14 protein-coding genes and 1 tRNA gene are annotated in these 15,628 nt (G+C 61.2%); 8 read left to right on the forward strand and 7 right to left on the reverse strand.

The window, feature by feature from the left end:
- A complete protein-coding gene (locus tag KH208_RS08130) occupies positions 1-945 on the reverse strand; it encodes a hypothetical protein (protein ID WP_291435361.1) in 945 nt (314 codons plus the stop codon).
- A gap of 197 nt (positions 946-1,142) precedes the next feature.
- Here KH208_RS08130 and ybgF point away from each other — a divergent pair, with 197 nt between their 5' ends.
- From ybgF to KH208_RS08150, 4 genes are all read left to right on the forward strand, one after another.
- Positions 1,143-2,387, forward strand: coding sequence for a tol-pal system protein YbgF (gene ybgF / locus KH208_RS08135; protein ID WP_291435363.1), 1,245 nt, complete (start codon positions 1,143-1,145; stop codon positions 2,385-2,387).
- 2 nt (positions 2,388-2,389) lie between these two features.
- On the forward strand, positions 2,390-3,724 hold the full coding sequence (gene dprA, locus KH208_RS08140; RefSeq protein ID WP_291435365.1) for a DNA-processing protein DprA: 1,335 nt from the start codon (positions 2,390-2,392) through the stop codon (positions 3,722-3,724).
- A complete protein-coding gene (locus KH208_RS08145; protein ID WP_291435368.1) occupies positions 3,721-4,716 on the forward strand; it encodes a tyrosine recombinase XerC in 996 nt (331 codons plus the stop codon). The genes dprA and KH208_RS08145 overlap by 4 nt, the downstream gene beginning before the upstream one ends.
- Before the next feature lie 187 nt (positions 4,717-4,903).
- Complete coding sequence (locus KH208_RS08150; protein WP_291435370.1) at positions 4,904-5,821, forward strand: manganese-dependent inorganic pyrophosphatase; 918 nt, start codon at positions 4,904-4,906, stop codon at positions 5,819-5,821.
- 73 nt (positions 5,822-5,894) lie between these two features.
- On the opposite strand, the gene KH208_RS08155 is transcribed toward KH208_RS08150, so the two are convergent.
- The gene (locus tag KH208_RS08155; protein ID WP_291435372.1) at positions 5,895-6,146 is read right to left on the reverse strand and encodes a hypothetical protein; all 252 of its coding nucleotides are present in this window, start codon (positions 6,144-6,146) and stop codon (positions 5,895-5,897) included.
- Between the two features lie 178 nt (positions 6,147-6,324).
- Here KH208_RS08155 and hslU point away from each other — a divergent pair, with 178 nt between their 5' ends.
- Complete coding sequence (gene hslU, locus KH208_RS08160; RefSeq protein WP_291435373.1) at positions 6,325-7,638, forward strand: ATP-dependent protease ATPase subunit HslU; 1,314 nt, start codon at positions 6,325-6,327, stop codon at positions 7,636-7,638.
- Positions 7,639-7,841: 203 nt separating this feature from the next.
- On the opposite strand, the gene KH208_RS08165 is transcribed toward hslU, so the two are convergent.
- A tRNA-Lys gene (locus KH208_RS08165) sits at positions 7,842-7,917 on the reverse strand.
- A gap of 115 nt (positions 7,918-8,032) precedes the next feature.
- Between KH208_RS08165 and KH208_RS08170 the strand changes: the two genes are divergently transcribed.
- From KH208_RS08170 to KH208_RS08180, 3 genes are all read left to right on the forward strand, one after another.
- Entirely contained in the window at positions 8,033-9,955 is a 1,923-nt protein-coding gene (locus KH208_RS08170) for a cytochrome c biogenesis protein CcdA (protein ID WP_291435374.1), read from the forward strand.
- A 293-nt stretch (positions 9,956-10,248) separates the two neighbouring features.
- The gene (locus KH208_RS08175; RefSeq protein ID WP_008684201.1) at positions 10,249-10,725 is read left to right on the forward strand and encodes a chemotaxis protein CheW; all 477 of its coding nucleotides are present in this window, start codon (positions 10,249-10,251) and stop codon (positions 10,723-10,725) included.
- Between the two features lie 125 nt (positions 10,726-10,850).
- On the forward strand, positions 10,851-11,294 hold the full coding sequence (locus KH208_RS08180; RefSeq protein ID WP_291435376.1) for an N-acetyltransferase: 444 nt from the start codon (positions 10,851-10,853) through the stop codon (positions 11,292-11,294).
- A gap of 58 nt (positions 11,295-11,352) precedes the next feature.
- Here KH208_RS08180 and KH208_RS08185 read toward each other — a convergent pair whose 3' ends face one another.
- From KH208_RS08185 to KH208_RS08200, 4 genes are all read right to left on the reverse strand, one after another.
- Positions 11,353-11,583, reverse strand: a complete 231-nt coding sequence (locus KH208_RS08185; RefSeq protein WP_291435377.1) for a hypothetical protein — start codon at positions 11,581-11,583, stop codon at positions 11,353-11,355.
- Position 11,584: 1 nt separating this feature from the next.
- Complete coding sequence (locus tag KH208_RS08190) at positions 11,585-12,223, reverse strand: GDSL-type esterase/lipase family protein (RefSeq protein WP_291435378.1); 639 nt, start codon at positions 12,221-12,223, stop codon at positions 11,585-11,587.
- A 6-nt stretch (positions 12,224-12,229) separates the two neighbouring features.
- Positions 12,230-14,890 (reverse strand): TIGR03960 family B12-binding radical SAM protein, encoded by a 2,661-nt coding sequence (locus KH208_RS08195; protein WP_291435380.1) that lies wholly within the window; start codon positions 14,888-14,890, stop codon positions 12,230-12,232.
- Between the two features lie 225 nt (positions 14,891-15,115).
- Positions 15,116-15,460 (reverse strand): hypothetical protein, encoded by a 345-nt coding sequence (locus tag KH208_RS08200; protein ID WP_008684192.1) that lies wholly within the window; start codon positions 15,458-15,460, stop codon positions 15,116-15,118.
- Between the last annotated feature and the right edge of the window lie 168 nt (positions 15,461-15,628).

Here is a 15,628-nt window from a genome sequence, read left to right on the forward strand (position 1 = left end):
CTATACGCTCGTGGCCTCCAGATAATAGGGCAGCATAAAGCTCGCGGCGATAAGCAGAGCCGCCAGCAGAGTGAGCTTGTGGCGCAGGGCGACGGCGCTGCGGCGCACCATGGTCCAGAGCAGCACGGGAATCAGCCAGAGCAGCAGGCGCGAACTCTCGACAACGGCGTCCTGTGCGCTGAACACCCCATCCTGCCAGTGCAGCCAGATACGCAGGCCGCTGGAAACGAGCAGCAACAGCCAGAGCAGGCACCAGGCGTTGCGGGCCCAGCCGGCGCACCAGGGAATCATGGTATTGTAATGGTCCCGGCCGAAGTCGTCGTGCGTGCGCCGCAGCGGCAGCCAGAGCGCGCCGAAGGCGGCGGGCATGGCCAGGACCAGCGGCAGGGTATAGCACAGGGCGCTCCAGAGCGGCGCATTCCAGGCCGGCAGAAAAAGATCGCCGAGCGTCAGAGCCGCGGCGTCCGGGTGGGTCAGGGCGGTCAGAAAACGCGCGGCGGCCAGACTGCTGATCACGGCCACGCAGCCCTGAATGCCGCTCAGTACGCCCAGGGTCACATGCAGGACGGGCATGTTTTTCAAGGCCTTCCAGAGGGCGTAATACAGGCTGCTGATCAGTACGGCTATGCCCAGCAGCATCCAGCTCATTTCCACCAGGAAGCTCGGCAGGGAATCGGGCGTGTAGCCGTCCTGGGTGAAAAAGAGCCAGATCCGGCCGCCGATCAGCAGCAGCCAGCCCAGTATCAGGCCGAGCACGGCAAGTTGGCGGGCGCATTTGTCGTAAGAGGAGCGCCGCCGGGTGATGGCAAGAACGCGGGCCGTGGCGGACATGAAGCCCATCCCGGCAAAAGCCAGCAGCACGGACAGGGGGACCGCCACGCTGATGATGTCAAGACTGGTCCGCAGCAACGGATACGCGAGCAGAAATTCGTGCATGGCGTTCATTGTGCGCCGCCTTGTGCCAGAAAGAGTACCGGACCGGGCATGTTCATGCTGACTCCTTGCAATCTTGCGCTGTCCGAGGCTGATGCGCTATGTTCCTCGGGCGTCATACAGGCCTGTTTTTGCCTGAAAAACGCGGCAGCCGCAAGACTTCTTGAAATACAAAGCGGCTTAGGGCAGAAAAAAGGCGGGAGAACGGTATGAAAAAAATTTTTGCGCTTCCGGCGGCCTGCCTTGTTATGGCAATAGGCGGCTGCGCTTCCACCGGCCAGTTGCGGAAGGTTGAGGCCACCGGCGAGGAAAATCAGCGGGTTCTGCGTGAAACGGACCAGCGCCTGCACAATCTGGAAAACAACGTGGCCGCGTTGAACAGCCAGGTGGCCCTGTTGAATAATCGTGTGTATGAAGTGCGCACTCGCGGCGGCCATAAAACCGGCATGACCGTGGTGCCGATCATCCCGCCGCAAACTGCGCGTCCCGTGGCCCAGACAGTGAATCCTCGGACAGCTCCGGCTTCTTCTCCCCAAAGTGCGGCAGCGCCGCAAGGCGACGCGGCAGGCAAAAAAACGCCGTCTGGCGTACAGGGCGTACCGGCTGTGGCTTCCGCCAAGAGAATCGATCCCGCCGCGCCTCCGGCGCCTTTTCCCGGCGGTACGCCTTCTGCCAAGGCTGAAAAAGGCAGAGAAAAGCCTGCGGGTCCCTCCGGCCAAGTGGGGCGCCCCGAAGCCGTAGCCGGACCTTCCGGTCAGTTGGCAGCCGCCGCTGCCCCGGGCGGCCTGGCCCTTCCGCCCACCGAGGCCCCCTCCACTCCGGCGGTGAAGCCGGTTTCGTCCTCCGCCAGCGGCGACAAGGGAGCGCCCCAGGCCGCTCCCTCTACCGGCGGCACGGCATCCGTACCCGTCCCCACCTTGCCGCCTTCCGATCTGGCCCTCCCGCCGGAACACCCTGGTCTGCCGCCCGTGGACGCGCCTTCGGCTTCCGCTGTTCCCGCCTCGCCTGCGGCGAGCCCCGCTCCCGCCCCTGCGGCAACCGTGGGCCAATCCGCCGCGCCGTCCAAGCCTGCCGCAAGCGCCAAGGGAGAGGACGCCGCCTATAAGGCTGCCCTCAAGGTCGCGCTTTCCGGCCGTTCCGCTGAAGGGATCAGCCGGTTCCGCGAATTTTTGCAGCAATACCCGCAGGGGCGTTACGCGGCCAATGCCGAATACTGGATCGGAGAATGCCTTTATGCCCAAGGCAAGTATAAGGAAGCACTGGCCCAGTTCCAGACCGTCAATACCAACTATCCCCGCCATCACAAAAACGCCGACGCCCTGCTCAAGGCGGGCATGAGTCTGAGCCGCTTGGGCGACAAGCCGGGCGCAACCCAAAAATATCAGACCCTGCTGGCTGATTTTCCCAATTCCGAGGCGGCGCGCATGGCCCGTTCGCGGGGGCTGGCCCGCTGACCATGCGGACAGAGGAATCCATGCCCGCCGGGGCGCTGGTCTTTTCCACCGGACCGGAGGCGGGCGGAGCCGTTCCCACTTGGGCGGCCATGGGTGAAGCCGCCCGGACGGAATACTGGGCCAGCCTGGCCCTGCGGCACTGCCGGGGACTGGGGGCACGCTCCCAGGCACGTCTGCTGCGTACCTTCGGCACCGCCTATCAGGCCTTCCAGGCACGGCAACGCTGGGCCGAAGCCGGTTTGAACAAACGGCAGGCCGCGGAAATGAGTACCGGTTCTTGGCGGGTCACCGCGCGGGAAGAGTGGAATCAGGCCCGTTGCCTGGACGCGCGCATCCTGCTCTGGACAGATGCCCGCTATCCCCTGCGGTTGCGCGAACTGCCCGACGCGCCTGTGCTGCTGTACTGCCGGGGCGATATTTCCCTGCTGCAAGCTCCGGCCTTTGCCATTGTGGGTTCTCGCCGGGCCACTTCCCAGGGGCTCGCGGTGGCCGCCTATATGGCACGCTGTCTCGCGGCCTGCGGCATCACCGTTGTTTCCGGCATGGCGCAGGGTATCGACAGCGTGGCCCACGAGGCTGCCCTGGCCCGCGTGGGGCGCAGCATCGGCGTTCTGGGAACGGGCATTGACCAGATATATCCCCGTTCCGGGGAACCTCTTTTCCGCGCCATGGCGGAGCAGGGCCTGCTGCTTTCGGAATTTCCCCCAGGCGCGCCGCCCCTGGCCGAACATTTTCCCATCCGCAACCGGATCATCAGCGGCCTTGCTTTGGGCGTTCTTGTGGTGGAAGCGGCCGGCCGTTCCGGCAGCCTGATCACCGCCCGTCTCGCCTTGGAACAAAACCGCGATGTCTACGCCGTGCCCGGCCCGGCCCTGGATTCCCACTGTCTGGGCTGCCAGGAACTCGTACGCCAAGGGGCGCGGCCCGTATTCAGCGCCGAGGATGTCCTGCGCGACCTGGCCGCGCAGTTGCAGCCTTTCGGCATCAGCGAGGCCAGCCTGCCGGAGGCTGAAAAGGCCCTGACCCTGCCTGCGCGGGCGGGGGAAGAAGCGAATCCGGGACAGGCGGTTGTGCCTTCTGGAAAAAATAAGGGTGTGGACTCTGCCGTGCCGCCGGTTCCGGCTGAAATTCCCTGTGCCGAGGCCGAAGCCCTGGTGCCGTCTGACCGCAAAGAGCGGCTTCTTCACTGTCTGCGCGGGCAGGGCCCCATGCAGGCCGACGCTCTGGCCGTGGCCCTGGGCATGCCGATACATGAGCTGAACGCTCTGCTTATCGGCCTGGAAATGCTGGGGCGTGTCAAGCGCCTGCCCGGTGCGCGCTACGAGGCACCGGCATGAACAGGCCAAAGCGTGAAGCCGCCCCCGCAATGAGGGCAACGGACAGACCGGACAGTGCGGACAAGCCGGATAGGGCCGGACTGCAGATAGAGGCGTTTCTTTCCTGGCTTGTGGTGCAGAAGGGCGCTTCTGATGCCACGCAAAAGGCCTACGGCGCGGATCTGGCCCAATTGGCCGTTTTTTTGCGGGAGCAGGGGGCTGATCTGGCCCGGCCGGGCGAGGTGAGCCGCAAACATATCCAGTCCTTTCTGGCCTGGCTGTTCCGTCGGGGCGAAGCCAAAAGCTCCATGGCCCGCAAACTGGCCGCCGTGCGCTCCTTTTTCCGCTTTCTGCTGCGTAGCGGCCGGGTCAGTGAAAATGTGGCGGCTCAGGTGCGCAATCCACGCCAGGAAAAGCATCATCCGCGCGCGCTCAATGTGGATGAAACCTTTGCCCTGCTGGATACGCCCAAAGCCGCGCCGCCATCCGAGGCCCACGCCGCGCGCCTGCTCTGCCGGGATCTGGCCCTGGCCGAACTGCTCTATGGCTCGGGCCTGCGCATTTCCGAAGCATTAAGCCTGGATCTGGACGACGCGCAACTGCGTTCCCGCGTGCTGCGGGTCATGGGCAAGGGTTCCCGTGAACGTCTGGCCCCCTTGTCCGACACGTCCTGTGAAGCCTTGGCCGTATGGCTGGCAGAGCGTTCTTATCTGGCGCTGCCCGAGGAGCAGGCACTCTTTGTGGGCGCGCGCGGCGCGCGCCTGAACCGGCGTGAAGCGGCCCGAATCATTGCCGGGCTCTGCCGCCGGGCCGGTCTGGCCTTTACGGTTTCCCCGCACAGCCTGCGCCATTCCTTTGCCACCCATTTGCTGGCCGCGGGCGCGGATCTGCGCAGCGTGCAGGAACTGCTGGGGCACCGACGGCTGACCACCACGCAACGCTATACCCAGGTCAGTTTGGAACATTTGATCCGTGCTTATGATCAGGCTCATCCCCGTTCCGGAAAAAAGTAAAAAAATCACGAGAGATTTTTTCATATTTTTCCGGGAGATTCCGGCTTCAGCGGCGGTTTTGAAGGCGACATGGCCGGGAAATTTACGGCAAAGGCCTTGGCATGGTCCGGACTTTGTGCTAAAGAGAACAAAGCGGTGCATCTGGGGCCGCAAACATAAAAGAACCACACCGGAAGGAGAGACTGTCATGTCCGCATTAGTTCTTGGTCACATGAATCCCGATACCGACAGCATCGTTGCCGCCATTGCCGCCGCTGACCTGTACAGCAAACGCGGTTTTGACGTCACCCCGGCCGCGCAGGGCGCGCCGACCCCCGAAACTGAATTCGTGCTGAAAAAGTTCGGCCTCAGCGCTCCCCAGGTAGTCAGCGACGTGGCCGGCAAGGATCTGTATCTGGTGGACTACTCCGACCTGGCTCAGGCCCCGCAGGGCATGGATTCCGCCACCGTGCTGGGCATCGTGGACCACCACAAGCTGGGCGACGTGACCACGTCCTCTCCGCTGGAAGCCTGGATCTGGCCCGTGGGCTGCACCGGCACTGTGCTCAAGAACATGTATGACTTCTACGGCGTGGAAATTCCCAAGAACATCGCCGGCGGCCTGCTCTGCGCCATCCTTTCCGACACGGTCATCTTCAAATCCCCGACCTGTACCGAAGCTGACAAGAAAGCCGTGGAAGCTCTGGCCAAAATCGCCGGTGTAAGCGACGTGGTGGCCTTGGGCATGGAAATGTTCAAGGTCAAGAGCGCGGTGGACGGCACCTCCATGCACGATCTGGTCTTCCGCGACTACAAAGATTTCGACATGAACGGCAACAAGGTGGGCATCGGCCAGTTGGAAGTGGTGGATCTCTCCATTCTTGACAAGGTCAAGGCCGGTCTGCAGGAAGAAATCGCCAAGGTGAAGGGCGAAGGCCGTCACAGCGTGTTCCTGCTGCTCACGGACATCATGAAGGAAGGTTCGGAAATGCTGATCGTTTCCGATGATCCCGCCGTGGTGGAAAAAGCCTTCGGCGTGAAGGCCGACGGCAGTTCCGTGTGGCTGCCCGGCGTCATGAGCCGCAAAAAGCAGGTTGTGCCCAACTTTGAAAAGGCCTTCAAATAAGCTGAGCCTTTGAGAACGCAAAAACCCCGGCATTTGCCGGGGTTTTTGCGTTCTGAGCAATGGCGGGTGCGGTTCAGGCTGACCGCCCGCCACAGTATGACAGCCCGGCAGCCGCCAGAATCTGGCCCACGGCCAGGGTCAGGTCCCTGTCCAGTGCGGCGGCGGCCAGGACAAGGGCCGCTCCGCTTATCAGCACCAAACGGCGATGCAGAAGAAGCCCCGCCGCCTGCAACAGCGTACCTGCCAGAAAAAGGGCGGGGAAGAGCCAGAGCGGCATGGGGTCGACAAGGATGATCGCGGTGACCGGGCTCGCCTGATTGTCCACAGCCGCCGGGCTCCGAACCGCATCCTGAATCACACGAACGGCGTGCGCAATGAGTCCGGCATCCATCACGGCAGTCTATGCGCAAATTTTTGTCCGGGCAAATGGCGGGCGCGCCATTGTCAGATCGCAGGCGATGCCTATATGTTGGAGATACGTATATTTTCAGCAGGAGCACTTGATGAGCACCTTGACACCCCGTGAGATCGTGGCGGAACTGGACAAATTTGTGGTGGGGCAGGAACAGGCCAAGCGCATGGTGGCCGTGGCCGTGCGCAATCGCTGGCGGCGTCAGCATCTCTCGCCGGAGCTGCGCGATGAAGTGGCTCCCAAGAACATCATCATGATGGGGCCCACCGGCGTGGGCAAAACCGAAATTGCCCGCCGCCTGGCCAAGTTGTCCGGCGCGCCCTTTATCAAAGTGGAAGCCACCAAGTTCACGGAAGTGGGCTATGTGGGCCGCGATGTGGAGTCCATGGTGCGCGATCTCATGGAAATAGGCATCAACCTGGTGCGCGAGGAAGAAAACGCCCGCGTGCGCAAAGCCGCCGAGGCCGCCGCTGAATCACGTCTGACGGATCTGCTTCTGCCCAACTCCTTCGGCCAGGAAGAACGCAATTCCACCCGCGAAAAGTTGCTCCAGCAGTTCCGCCTGGGCTTTCTCGACCAGCGGGAAGTGGAAATGGAAGTGACCGAGCAGGGTGGCCAGGGCATCGACATCTTTGCCATTCCGGGCATGGAGCAGATGGGCGGCCAGGTCAAGGATATGTTCAGCAAGGCTTTTCCGCCGCGCCGCAGCCGCCGCAAGATGAAAATCCGCGAGGCCTTCAACGTCTTGGTCCAGGAGGAGTCGGGCAAGCTGGTGGATCAGGAGGCCCTGACCGAACGCGCCAAGGATCGGGTGGAGCAGAGCGGCATCATTTTTATCGACGAAATCGACAAGATCGCCAGTTCCTCGCAGAATCGCACCTCGGATATCTCGCGAGAGGGCGTGCAGCGCGATCTGCTGCCCATCGTGGAAGGCAGCTCGGTGAATACCAAGTACGGCATGGTTCGTACGGACCACATTTTGTTCATTGCCGCCGGGGCCTTCCACTTCAGCAAGCCGTCGGACATGATTCCCGAACTGCAGGGGCGTTTTCCCCTGCGGGTGGAATTGCAGGCCTTGGGAAAGGAGGAATTCCTGCGCATTCTCACAGAGCCGGACAATGCCCTGACCAAGCAGTACGAAGCCCTGCTGGGCACGGAACAGATTCGCCTGAGCTTTACCAGAGATGGTCTGGAGGAAGTGGCGGCTTTTGCCGAGGATACCAATTCCCGCACGGAAAACATCGGTGCGCGACGCCTGTATACCATCATGGAAAAAATTCTGGCCGATATTTCCTTTGACGCGCCGGACATGCCCGGCGCGCAGATCGTGGTCAACAGGGACTATGTCTGCGAACATTTGCAGGATGTGCGCAAGGATCAGGATCTGAGCCAGTATATTCTGTAACGCCGGTCCGTTGTTTCACGGCAATTTCCAGCCCGGTCTTGTGCAGGCCGGGCTTTTTCTTTTGTTCGCGTATGGTCTGGCGGTATCTGGACTTGGCGGCAACGAGCGGATAGGGTACTTCCCGGCACACGTCGCTCATCTCCGCAGCTGACCGCAGGAAAAGAAAAAGGGTTTACGGCGTGAACCGTAAACCCGTATTTTCTTGGTGGGCCATCAGGGACTCGAACCCCGAACCAACTGATTAAGAGTCAGCTGCTCTACCAATTGAGCTAATGACCCGTGGCGTGAAAAAGGGTTTACGCGTATGTACCCAGTTTGTCAAACGTTTTTGTAAATTTTTTACAAAAAGTAAGCGCTGGCCTTGGATGGAAAAATAATATACAAAAAAACCAATATGTTGAAAAGAAACTTTTTACTCATCTGTCTGTTGTGTCTTGTGTTTGCCGCGGGAACTGCCCCGCTGTCCGCTGTTCGCGCCTGGGCCGAGGAGGTTCCCGTACGGCTGGATTTCGCCCGCGACGGCGACAGCATCGTCGTTGCCGTGCACCTGAGCATACCTCCGGGCTACCATGCCTATGCCCACGAGGCGGGTGACGCGGGCCGTCCCACCGTGTTGGATTTCGCGCTGGAGGGCGGGCAGATGCTGCCGGTCTGGTATCCCGCCGGAGCCATGCAGCGCGACTTTTATGATCCGGAGGCGACGATTTTCGCCTATGAAGGCGAAGTTGTGCTTTTTTCCGCTCTGCCGGAACAGGCCGTGGGCAAGCCCTATACTGCGGGCTTGAGCATGCTGCTTTGTTCCAATCGCAATTGCTTGCCCATTAACCAGAGCTTTACCGGTGTGGTGCCGCAATCGCTGCCCCCGGTAGGTGGAGCCTCCTGGACGGGGCAGTGGCACAAACTGAAAAATACCCAGCCCGTACTGGCCGACGTGCCGGACGCCCCGGCCACCGCGGCTTCCGCTCCCAAGATGGAAGGGCGGCTGGCCCCGCCTTTGGGCGCGGGCGCTCCCGATGCGCTGGAAAGCGCGGCGGCCGTGCGTCTCGCCGGGCAGGCCAGCGAGCTTCTGCCGCCGCCGGAGGGCTTTGAACTGCAACTGACCCCGCGCTATGCCGATGCCTCGCTGGAAATCTCCAGTTTGGGCAAAGCGCTGCTGGTGGGCATTCTGGCCGGTCTGCTGCTGAACGCCATGCCCTGCGTGCTGCCGGTGCTGACTTTCAAGATCAGCGGGCTGCTGCTGATGGGCGGCAGCGACAAGAAAAGCCTCCGGCGTTTTCGTGAGCACAACCTCTGCTTCGCGGGAGGCGTGCTGACGCTGTTTACCGGCCTGGCCCTGGTGCTGGGCCTGGCGGACCTGATGTGGGGGCAGCTCTACCAAAACCAGGGTATTTTGCTGGTCATGCTGCTGATCGTCTTTCTGATGGGTTTGTCCATGCTCGGGGTATTCACCTTGCCGGTCATTGACCTTAAAACCGGCGAAAATACCAAGAATCCCCGCTTGCAATCCTATCTGACAGGACTTGTTTCCACCTTTCTGGCCACGCCGTGCAGCGGTCCCCTGCTGGGCGGCGTACTGGGCTGGGCCTTCACCCAGCCCCTGCTGATTCTCATGGTGGTATTCTGGGCCGTGGGCGTGGGCATGGCCCTGCCGTACCTGTTGTTCTGCATCTGGCCGAACATGGCGCGGATACTGCCGCGACCCGGTCCCTGGATGCATGTCTTTGAGCGCGTGGTGGGCTTCTTCCTGCTGGGAACCGCTCTCTACCTTCTCTCCATTCTGCCGGTGGAAAAACACATGCACGTGCTCAGCGTCCTGTTGCTGGTCTCGCTGTGCGCATGGCTCTGGGGGCAGTTCTGCGGCGTCTCCGCGCCGCCTCTGCGGCGCAGGGTGGCGGGCATCGCGGGCGGCCTTTTGCTGCTGGCCGCCATTGTCTGGGTACTGCGCCCGGTGGCGCCGTTGCCGCAATGGCGTGAGTTCAGCCCGGAATATTTTACGGCGCAGATGGGCAAAAAACCCATGTTGCTGGAATTCACCGCCGACTGGTGCCCCAACTGCAAATTCATGGAGGCCACGGTGCTGACCGACGAGCGCCTGCGCGCCTGGCAGGCCCGCTACGGCATGGAGCTGGTTCGTGTGGATCTGACCAACGCCAATGCTTATGCCGTGCGCCTGCTGGAAGCTCTGGGCAGCAAAAGCATTCCGTTGACGGCCCTCTTTCCGGCGGGGGACGGCGCGTCCTCGCCCCTGGTGCTGCGCGACGTCTACGGGGTGCAAAGCCTGGAAAAAGCCATGGGTGAGACGTTCACGGGCGATTAGCGTCGCGTCAAGCGACAGGCGAGGCGTGACATCTCACCAACCCCGCACGGCACGATCCGGAGATGAATTTGCCGTTATGGCGCATTTTTTTGCGTTCGACCCTAGGGAGGTTTACGGAACCGCCGATAAGGCATAGTGTGCATTGGATAAGTCTGTTCGAACACTGCTCACAGGCCGTGCGGCATCTCTTGCCGTAGCCAAGCCGGAACGGCCTGGACTGGGGCGAAAGCGCACGCTGTTCCGATTGGGTTTGTTAAAACAGCTTGACGAGCTATTGCGACAAGGGAGCGGATATGGATCCAAGTCAGAAAAAACAGGATGATGAACTCCTGCAACTGGTGACATTCAGCATCGGTGAAGAGGAATTCGGGGTAAATATCCTGAAGGTGCAGGAAATCATCCGCACCATGGAGATTACCAAGGTTCCCCGCGCGCCGGAATTTGTGGAAGGCGTCATCAATCTGCGCGGCAAGGTGATTCCGATCATTGATCTGCGGCGTCGTTTCGGCCTTGCGCCCAAGGCCCATGACAAGAACACCCGCATTATCGTGATCGAGATCAACAATATTATTGTGGGCTTTGTAGTGGACGCCGTTTCGGAGGTGTTGCGCATACCCGCCAGCACGGTGGAGCCGCCGCCGCCGGTGGTGGCCGGCGTGGATTCCGACTATATCAGCGGCGTCGGCAAATTGCAGGACCGGCTTCTGATCATGCTGGATCTGGACAAACTGCTTTCCAGCGAAGATATGGACATGCTCAGCACCATGTAACGGTGCTCATCCGCGCTCCGGCATCCGGCGCGCTAGCTGGAGCATTTCAAGTTGCATGTTTTTAAAGACGGACAGACCTGAATGGCTTGTCCGTCTTTCACGTCAGAATATATTGAGGCAGCGCGTTGCGCATTGAAAAAATTACGACTGATAAGAAGCGCTTTCTGGATCTGCTTCTGCTGGCGGACGAACAGGAAGATATGATTGAGCGCTATCTGGAGCGGGGCGATTTGTTCGCACTCTTTGATCCGGATTTGAAAAGTCTCTGCGTGGTCACTGATGAGGGCAAGGGAACGTGCGAACTGAAAAATCTGGCAACCTGTGTGCATTACCAGGGCCAGGGCTATGCCACGCGCCTGTTGGAACACGTCTTTCGTTCTTATAGCGGCAAGTATGAGACCCTCTTGGTAGGCACGGGGGAAATTCCGCGCATACTCGCTTTTTACAAGCGTTGCGGCTTCACTTTTTCCCATCGGCTGAAAAATTTTTTTACGGACAATTATCGTGAACCCATTGTGGAATGCGGCGTCCGGCTGGTGGATATGATTTATTTGCGGAGAAGCCTGTAAAAAGCGACGGCACGGCATGGCCCGCACCGCCGCGAAACAACGGGGAAAGCCCCTCCCTTTACTCGGCGGCGCGGGGGGCGCGCAGTTTGCGGCTGGAGCGCAGGCGCAATTCCTCCACAATGACTTTTTCATAATCCGGGGCAATGGAGAAGTCCGTATTCATCTCCGTACAAAGCAGATTTTCAATCTGTTGCGTTTCTTCCCAGATTTCCAGCAATTCGTCATCCGCCAGGCTTTTGACGCGCTCCGCAAAAGGTTCTTCGTCACTGAAAGGAATACATGAGCCCATCTCAGTTGTCCTCTTCGTGCATATCCGCGCGCAGGAAATCGCGCACCGTGTTTTGCGTCAGCAGCGCTTCAGCCATGACTGTACAGCCTTCCGGGCCGGGATGCAGGCCGTCGCTCAAATCGTCCATATAGCTGCGGGAAGCCGCCAGCGCGGCGTGAATATCCGCGAACGGCAGCCCCAGTTCAGCGCAGAGCGCGGCCTGCGCCGCACTGAGCCCGGCTATGCGCCGGCGCACGGCCGGGTCCGCCACCGGCGGCGGGCTGATGACCAGAGTCGGGGCCAGCGGCGCGGCCTCGGTCAGCATGGTCCGCAGGCAATACATGGCCTTGTCCAGGGCCACGGGCTGGCCGCCGCCCGGAGCGGCCATATCCACCACGCCCGCGCAAAAGACCAGATGCGGGACCATGCCGGGCATCTGGCGACAGTCCACTTCCTGCTGCCAGCGCCGGGCCAGATCCGCCGTAGACTGGCGGCGCGCGCCGAGATTATAGAAGGTGGCCGGGGGGAAGCGGTAGAGACCGGCCTCTTGTCCCAGCAGGACCAGACGGCTGACCCAGCCGCCGGGCATACGATTGTCATTGACGCCCAGAGTCAGTGAATCGCCGAAAAAGAACCAGGTATGGGTAAATGCGCGTGGCATATGATCCTACGGATATGTTTGCGCGCTCGCAAAAATCTGTGCTGTTTTGAGCAGGCGCAGACGGGAACGCAGATGATTTTCAGGCCCCAGCGGCGCAAGAACGGCCAGACAGAAAAGCAGGGGCGACAGATACAGGGTATGCCAGTCAGCCACAAATGTCACGGCCGCAGGAGCTTCCGCCCGTGCGTCGGCAAGCCCTGCGGAGCCTGCCTCCCACTGGCGCAAGAGGAGCCGGAGATCCGCGCTGCGCGGCCCGTTTTTGGTCTGGCGGGTATGGGGAAAGGACGTAAGCGCGGCAAAATCCATAAAACAGCGTACCACAGCGGCGTTTTCCTCTACCGTGGGCAGGCTGAGGGAAAATGCCTCGGCCTCGGCCTGTTCCGTGCGGCGGCTTTTGTCCACCGCATCGACGCGCAGCACGGACATGCCCGGCGGCAAAAGCGGGTCCAGGCGGGCGGCCACTTCTTCCGGCGCAAGGGCCTGATGCAGGGTCAGAGCAAACCATTCGGCCCGGCTTTCCACGCCCACGGGCAGAGCCCGGCCGAAGGAAAGCAGCGGCAGCGGATGAAATCCCTGGGAAAAGGACAGGGGAAGACCCGCCCGGCGCAGAGCGCGCTCCAGCACGGCCTGCAGTTCCAGTTGGCTCAAATAGGCGCTGCCGCCCATTTTGCTGTGCCAGATGCGGTATTGGGCCGCCTTGAGGATGAGTTCCGCCGCGATCTGAGGCGGGCGGCTGGACTGGGGGCGGCAGATCAGCCGCCCTTCGGCATCGCGCCGGGCTTCGTGCGCATTCTGGTCACGCTGACTGAAGATCAGACGATTGCGGTGCAGAACAGCATCCGGCTCCGCCGCGACGGTGGCGTGCGGCAAACGCGAAGGCCCGGCCTTGGTGTCGCACGCGCCGCACCGGCGGCAAGCCCCGTAGCGGCAATCCTGGGTAATTTTTCCCGCCAGGGCGCGTTCCCGCTCGCGCAGTAAAAATTCCTCGGAGACACCGGCCTCCAGATGGCTCCAGGGCAGGGGGCCACCCGCTTCGCGCGCGCCGATGCAGGCTTCGGCACTGATGCCGCATTCGTCCAGGGCCTCCTGCCAGGGCCCGAGATCAAAGCCTTCCATCCAGCTGCAAAAAATCGCCCCCTTGTGGTAGGCTTTCTCCACTACATCGGCCATGCGGCGGTCCGCACGGGACAGCACGCCTTCCAGATGGCTCATGGCCGGTTCATGCCAGCGTAGTTTCAGGCATTTCTGGCCCTTGAACAATTCCCGCACCAGATGTACCCGGCGGCTGATCTCCTCCCGGCTGATCTGGGCTTCCCACTGGAAGGGCGTGAAGGGCTTGGGCACAAAGGGCGACAAGGCGGCCGTGACCTGCAGGCGGGGGCCGCCGCGCCCGGCGGCGTCGCGCACCTTGCGACAGAGGTCGGCAATGGCGGCCAGGTCTTCGTCCGTTTCCGTGGGCAGGCCGATCATGAAATAAAGTTTGACCATCCGCCAGCCGTGTTCCAGCAGCTTCTGGGCGTGCAGCAGCAAATCCTCTTCGCTGACGCCCTTGTTGATGACGTCGCGCAGGCGCTGGCTGCCCGCTTCCGGGGCCAGAGTGCAGCCGGTGCGCCGCAGATCGGCCATGCGTTCGATGATCTCGTCGTCGATGGAGCCCACACGCAGAGAGGGCAGGGAAAGACTGATCTGTTCGCGGGCACAGCGATCCAGCACGCCGTGGCAGAGCGTCTTGAGAGCGGAAAAATCTCCGGTGCTCAAGGAAAGAAAGGATATCTCGTCAAAGCCGGTTTCACGCAGGCAGTCGTCCAGCAGGCTGGTGATATTTGCCAGGGAACGCTCGCGTACGGGTCTGTAGACCATGCCCGCATGGCAGAATCGACAGCCGCGCGTACAGCCTCGGGCGATTTCCAGGGAAAGGCGGTTGTGCACCGCGCCCACGGGCACCACCTGCCGGATGGGATAGGCCGCCGTATTCAGGTCCGCCACAATACGCCGCGCCGGGCGGGTGTAATCGGGCAGCAACGGGACAAGCGCGCCGTCCTCTCCGGGCGCGAAAAGCGACGGCACATAGACGCCGGGGATCAGCCGCGCCTCGCGCAGCAGCTGATCGCGGCTCCAGCTGTGATCCAGAGCGCGCTCCAGCAGGCGCAGCACGTCAGGCAGGCTCTCTTCGCCGTCGCCCAGAACCATCAGATCCATGAAGGGCGTCAAAGGTTCGGCGCTCAACAGCGCGCCGCCTCCGGCAATGACCAGGGGACAGGCCGTCAGATCCTGACTGCGTTGAGCGGAACGCAACGGGATGCCCGCCAGATCCAGCATATAGAGCACATTGGTATAACAGAGCTCATTCGTGATGGAAAAGGAGACGCAGTGCAACCGGGCCAGGGGCGTGTCCGACTCCAAAGTGCAGAGCGGAGCATTGTCGGCACGCAGAACTGCCCCGGCTTCGCGGTCCGGAGCCATGGCCCGCTCGGCCCACCAAGCCTCGTGGGCGTTGACGATGCCGTAGAGGATTTTCTGTCCCAGGTAGGACATACCCACCTCATAGGTGTCGGGAAAAGCCAGGGCCATGCGCAGACGTACACGCGCCGGGTTTTTGCGGCAGGCGCCGTCTTCTATGCCGGTAAAACGGCTGGGTCTGGGCAGCAGGGGCAGAAGGTCGCGCATGGTATCCTCATTGGGCCGGGTGTATAAAGGAAGCGCTGATTAATGGTCTTTTCGCCCTCTGTCTGCGTCCGGCTCACTCCGTGCGACGGTCGGGTGTGAATATGCTCCCTCCGCCCGCAGGTCGCCGTCTTTGACAGAGAACAAAAATATTCATCAATCAGCGCGTCCTAAAAAAAGGCGGCGCTCAACGCCGCCTTTACTAAGACTGGATTGTCCGGAACTGCTTTACTTGATCAGGCCGCTGCCGTTGCCGCCGGGCAGGGGGCCGGAGCCGAACTGCATCTTGCCGAGGCCGCCGGCCACAGTGAGGTTGGTGCTGGCTTCGATGTACTTGTCCTGAAGTTCCTTGGGCGTATCGGCATAGCGGTAGAGGAAAGTTTTTCCCTCCAGCGTGCCGCTGAAATTGGGTTCAAAAGGATAACCATAGGGCAGCATCATCATCTGCACGCCCTGCTGGGTGGGGATGCTCTGAATGGCGGCCACGTCATTGAGGCAGTCTTTTTCCTGATCATATTTGCCGATGACCAGTTCACCCGTCACCAGCTTCATCAAGCGGATATCATAAGCCATGCTTTGCTCCTCAAAAGTAATTGGCATTAGGTAGGCATTGGCGGAGCGCATGTCAAGGGATTTCCTGTTGCGAGACATTCACCTTAACAATGATAAAAGTTCTTCAATACTACCATTAACTCGGAATCTTTGAAATAGTGCAAGAGATTTGTTCAACATATCAAGAGA

It is taken from the genome of Desulfovibrio sp., assembly GCF_018379785.1.
GTDB lineage: Bacteria > Desulfobacterota > Desulfovibrionia > Desulfovibrionales > Desulfovibrionaceae > Desulfovibrio.

What these genes read in the sequence shown, in the direction of transcription:
- ybgF (WP_291435363.1), top strand. Translation starts at nt 1,143, where the DNA reads ATGAAAAAAATTTTTGCGCTTCCGGCGGCCTGCCTTGTTATGGCAATA.
- KH208_RS08130 (WP_291435361.1), bottom strand. Translation starts at nt 945, where the DNA reads ATGAACGCCATGCACGAATTTCTGCTCGCGTATCCGTTGCTGCGGACC.
- KH208_RS08185 (WP_291435377.1), bottom strand. Translation starts at nt 11,583, where the DNA reads ATGGGCTCATGTATTCCTTTCAGTGACGAAGAACCTTTTGCGGAGCGC.
- KH208_RS08175 (WP_008684201.1), top strand. Translation starts at nt 10,249, where the DNA reads ATGGATCCAAGTCAGAAAAAACAGGATGATGAACTCCTGCAACTGGTG.
- dprA (WP_291435365.1), top strand. Translation starts at nt 2,390, where the DNA reads ATGCGGACAGAGGAATCCATGCCCGCCGGGGCGCTGGTCTTTTCCACC.
- KH208_RS08190 (WP_291435378.1), bottom strand. Translation starts at nt 12,223, where the DNA reads ATGCCACGCGCATTTACCCATACCTGGTTCTTTTTCGGCGATTCACTG.
- KH208_RS08150 (WP_291435370.1), top strand. Translation starts at nt 4,904, where the DNA reads ATGTCCGCATTAGTTCTTGGTCACATGAATCCCGATACCGACAGCATC.
- KH208_RS08195 (WP_291435380.1), bottom strand. Translation starts at nt 14,890, where the DNA reads ATGCGCGACCTTCTGCCCCTGCTGCCCAGACCCAGCCGTTTTACCGGC.
- KH208_RS08170 (WP_291435374.1), top strand. Translation starts at nt 8,033, where the DNA reads ATGTTGAAAAGAAACTTTTTACTCATCTGTCTGTTGTGTCTTGTGTTT.
- hslU (WP_291435373.1), top strand. Translation starts at nt 6,325, where the DNA reads ATGAGCACCTTGACACCCCGTGAGATCGTGGCGGAACTGGACAAATTT.
- KH208_RS08145 (WP_291435368.1), top strand. Translation starts at nt 3,721, where the DNA reads ATGAACAGGCCAAAGCGTGAAGCCGCCCCCGCAATGAGGGCAACGGAC.
- KH208_RS08200 (WP_008684192.1), bottom strand. Translation starts at nt 15,460, where the DNA reads ATGGCTTATGATATCCGCTTGATGAAGCTGGTGACGGGTGAACTGGTC.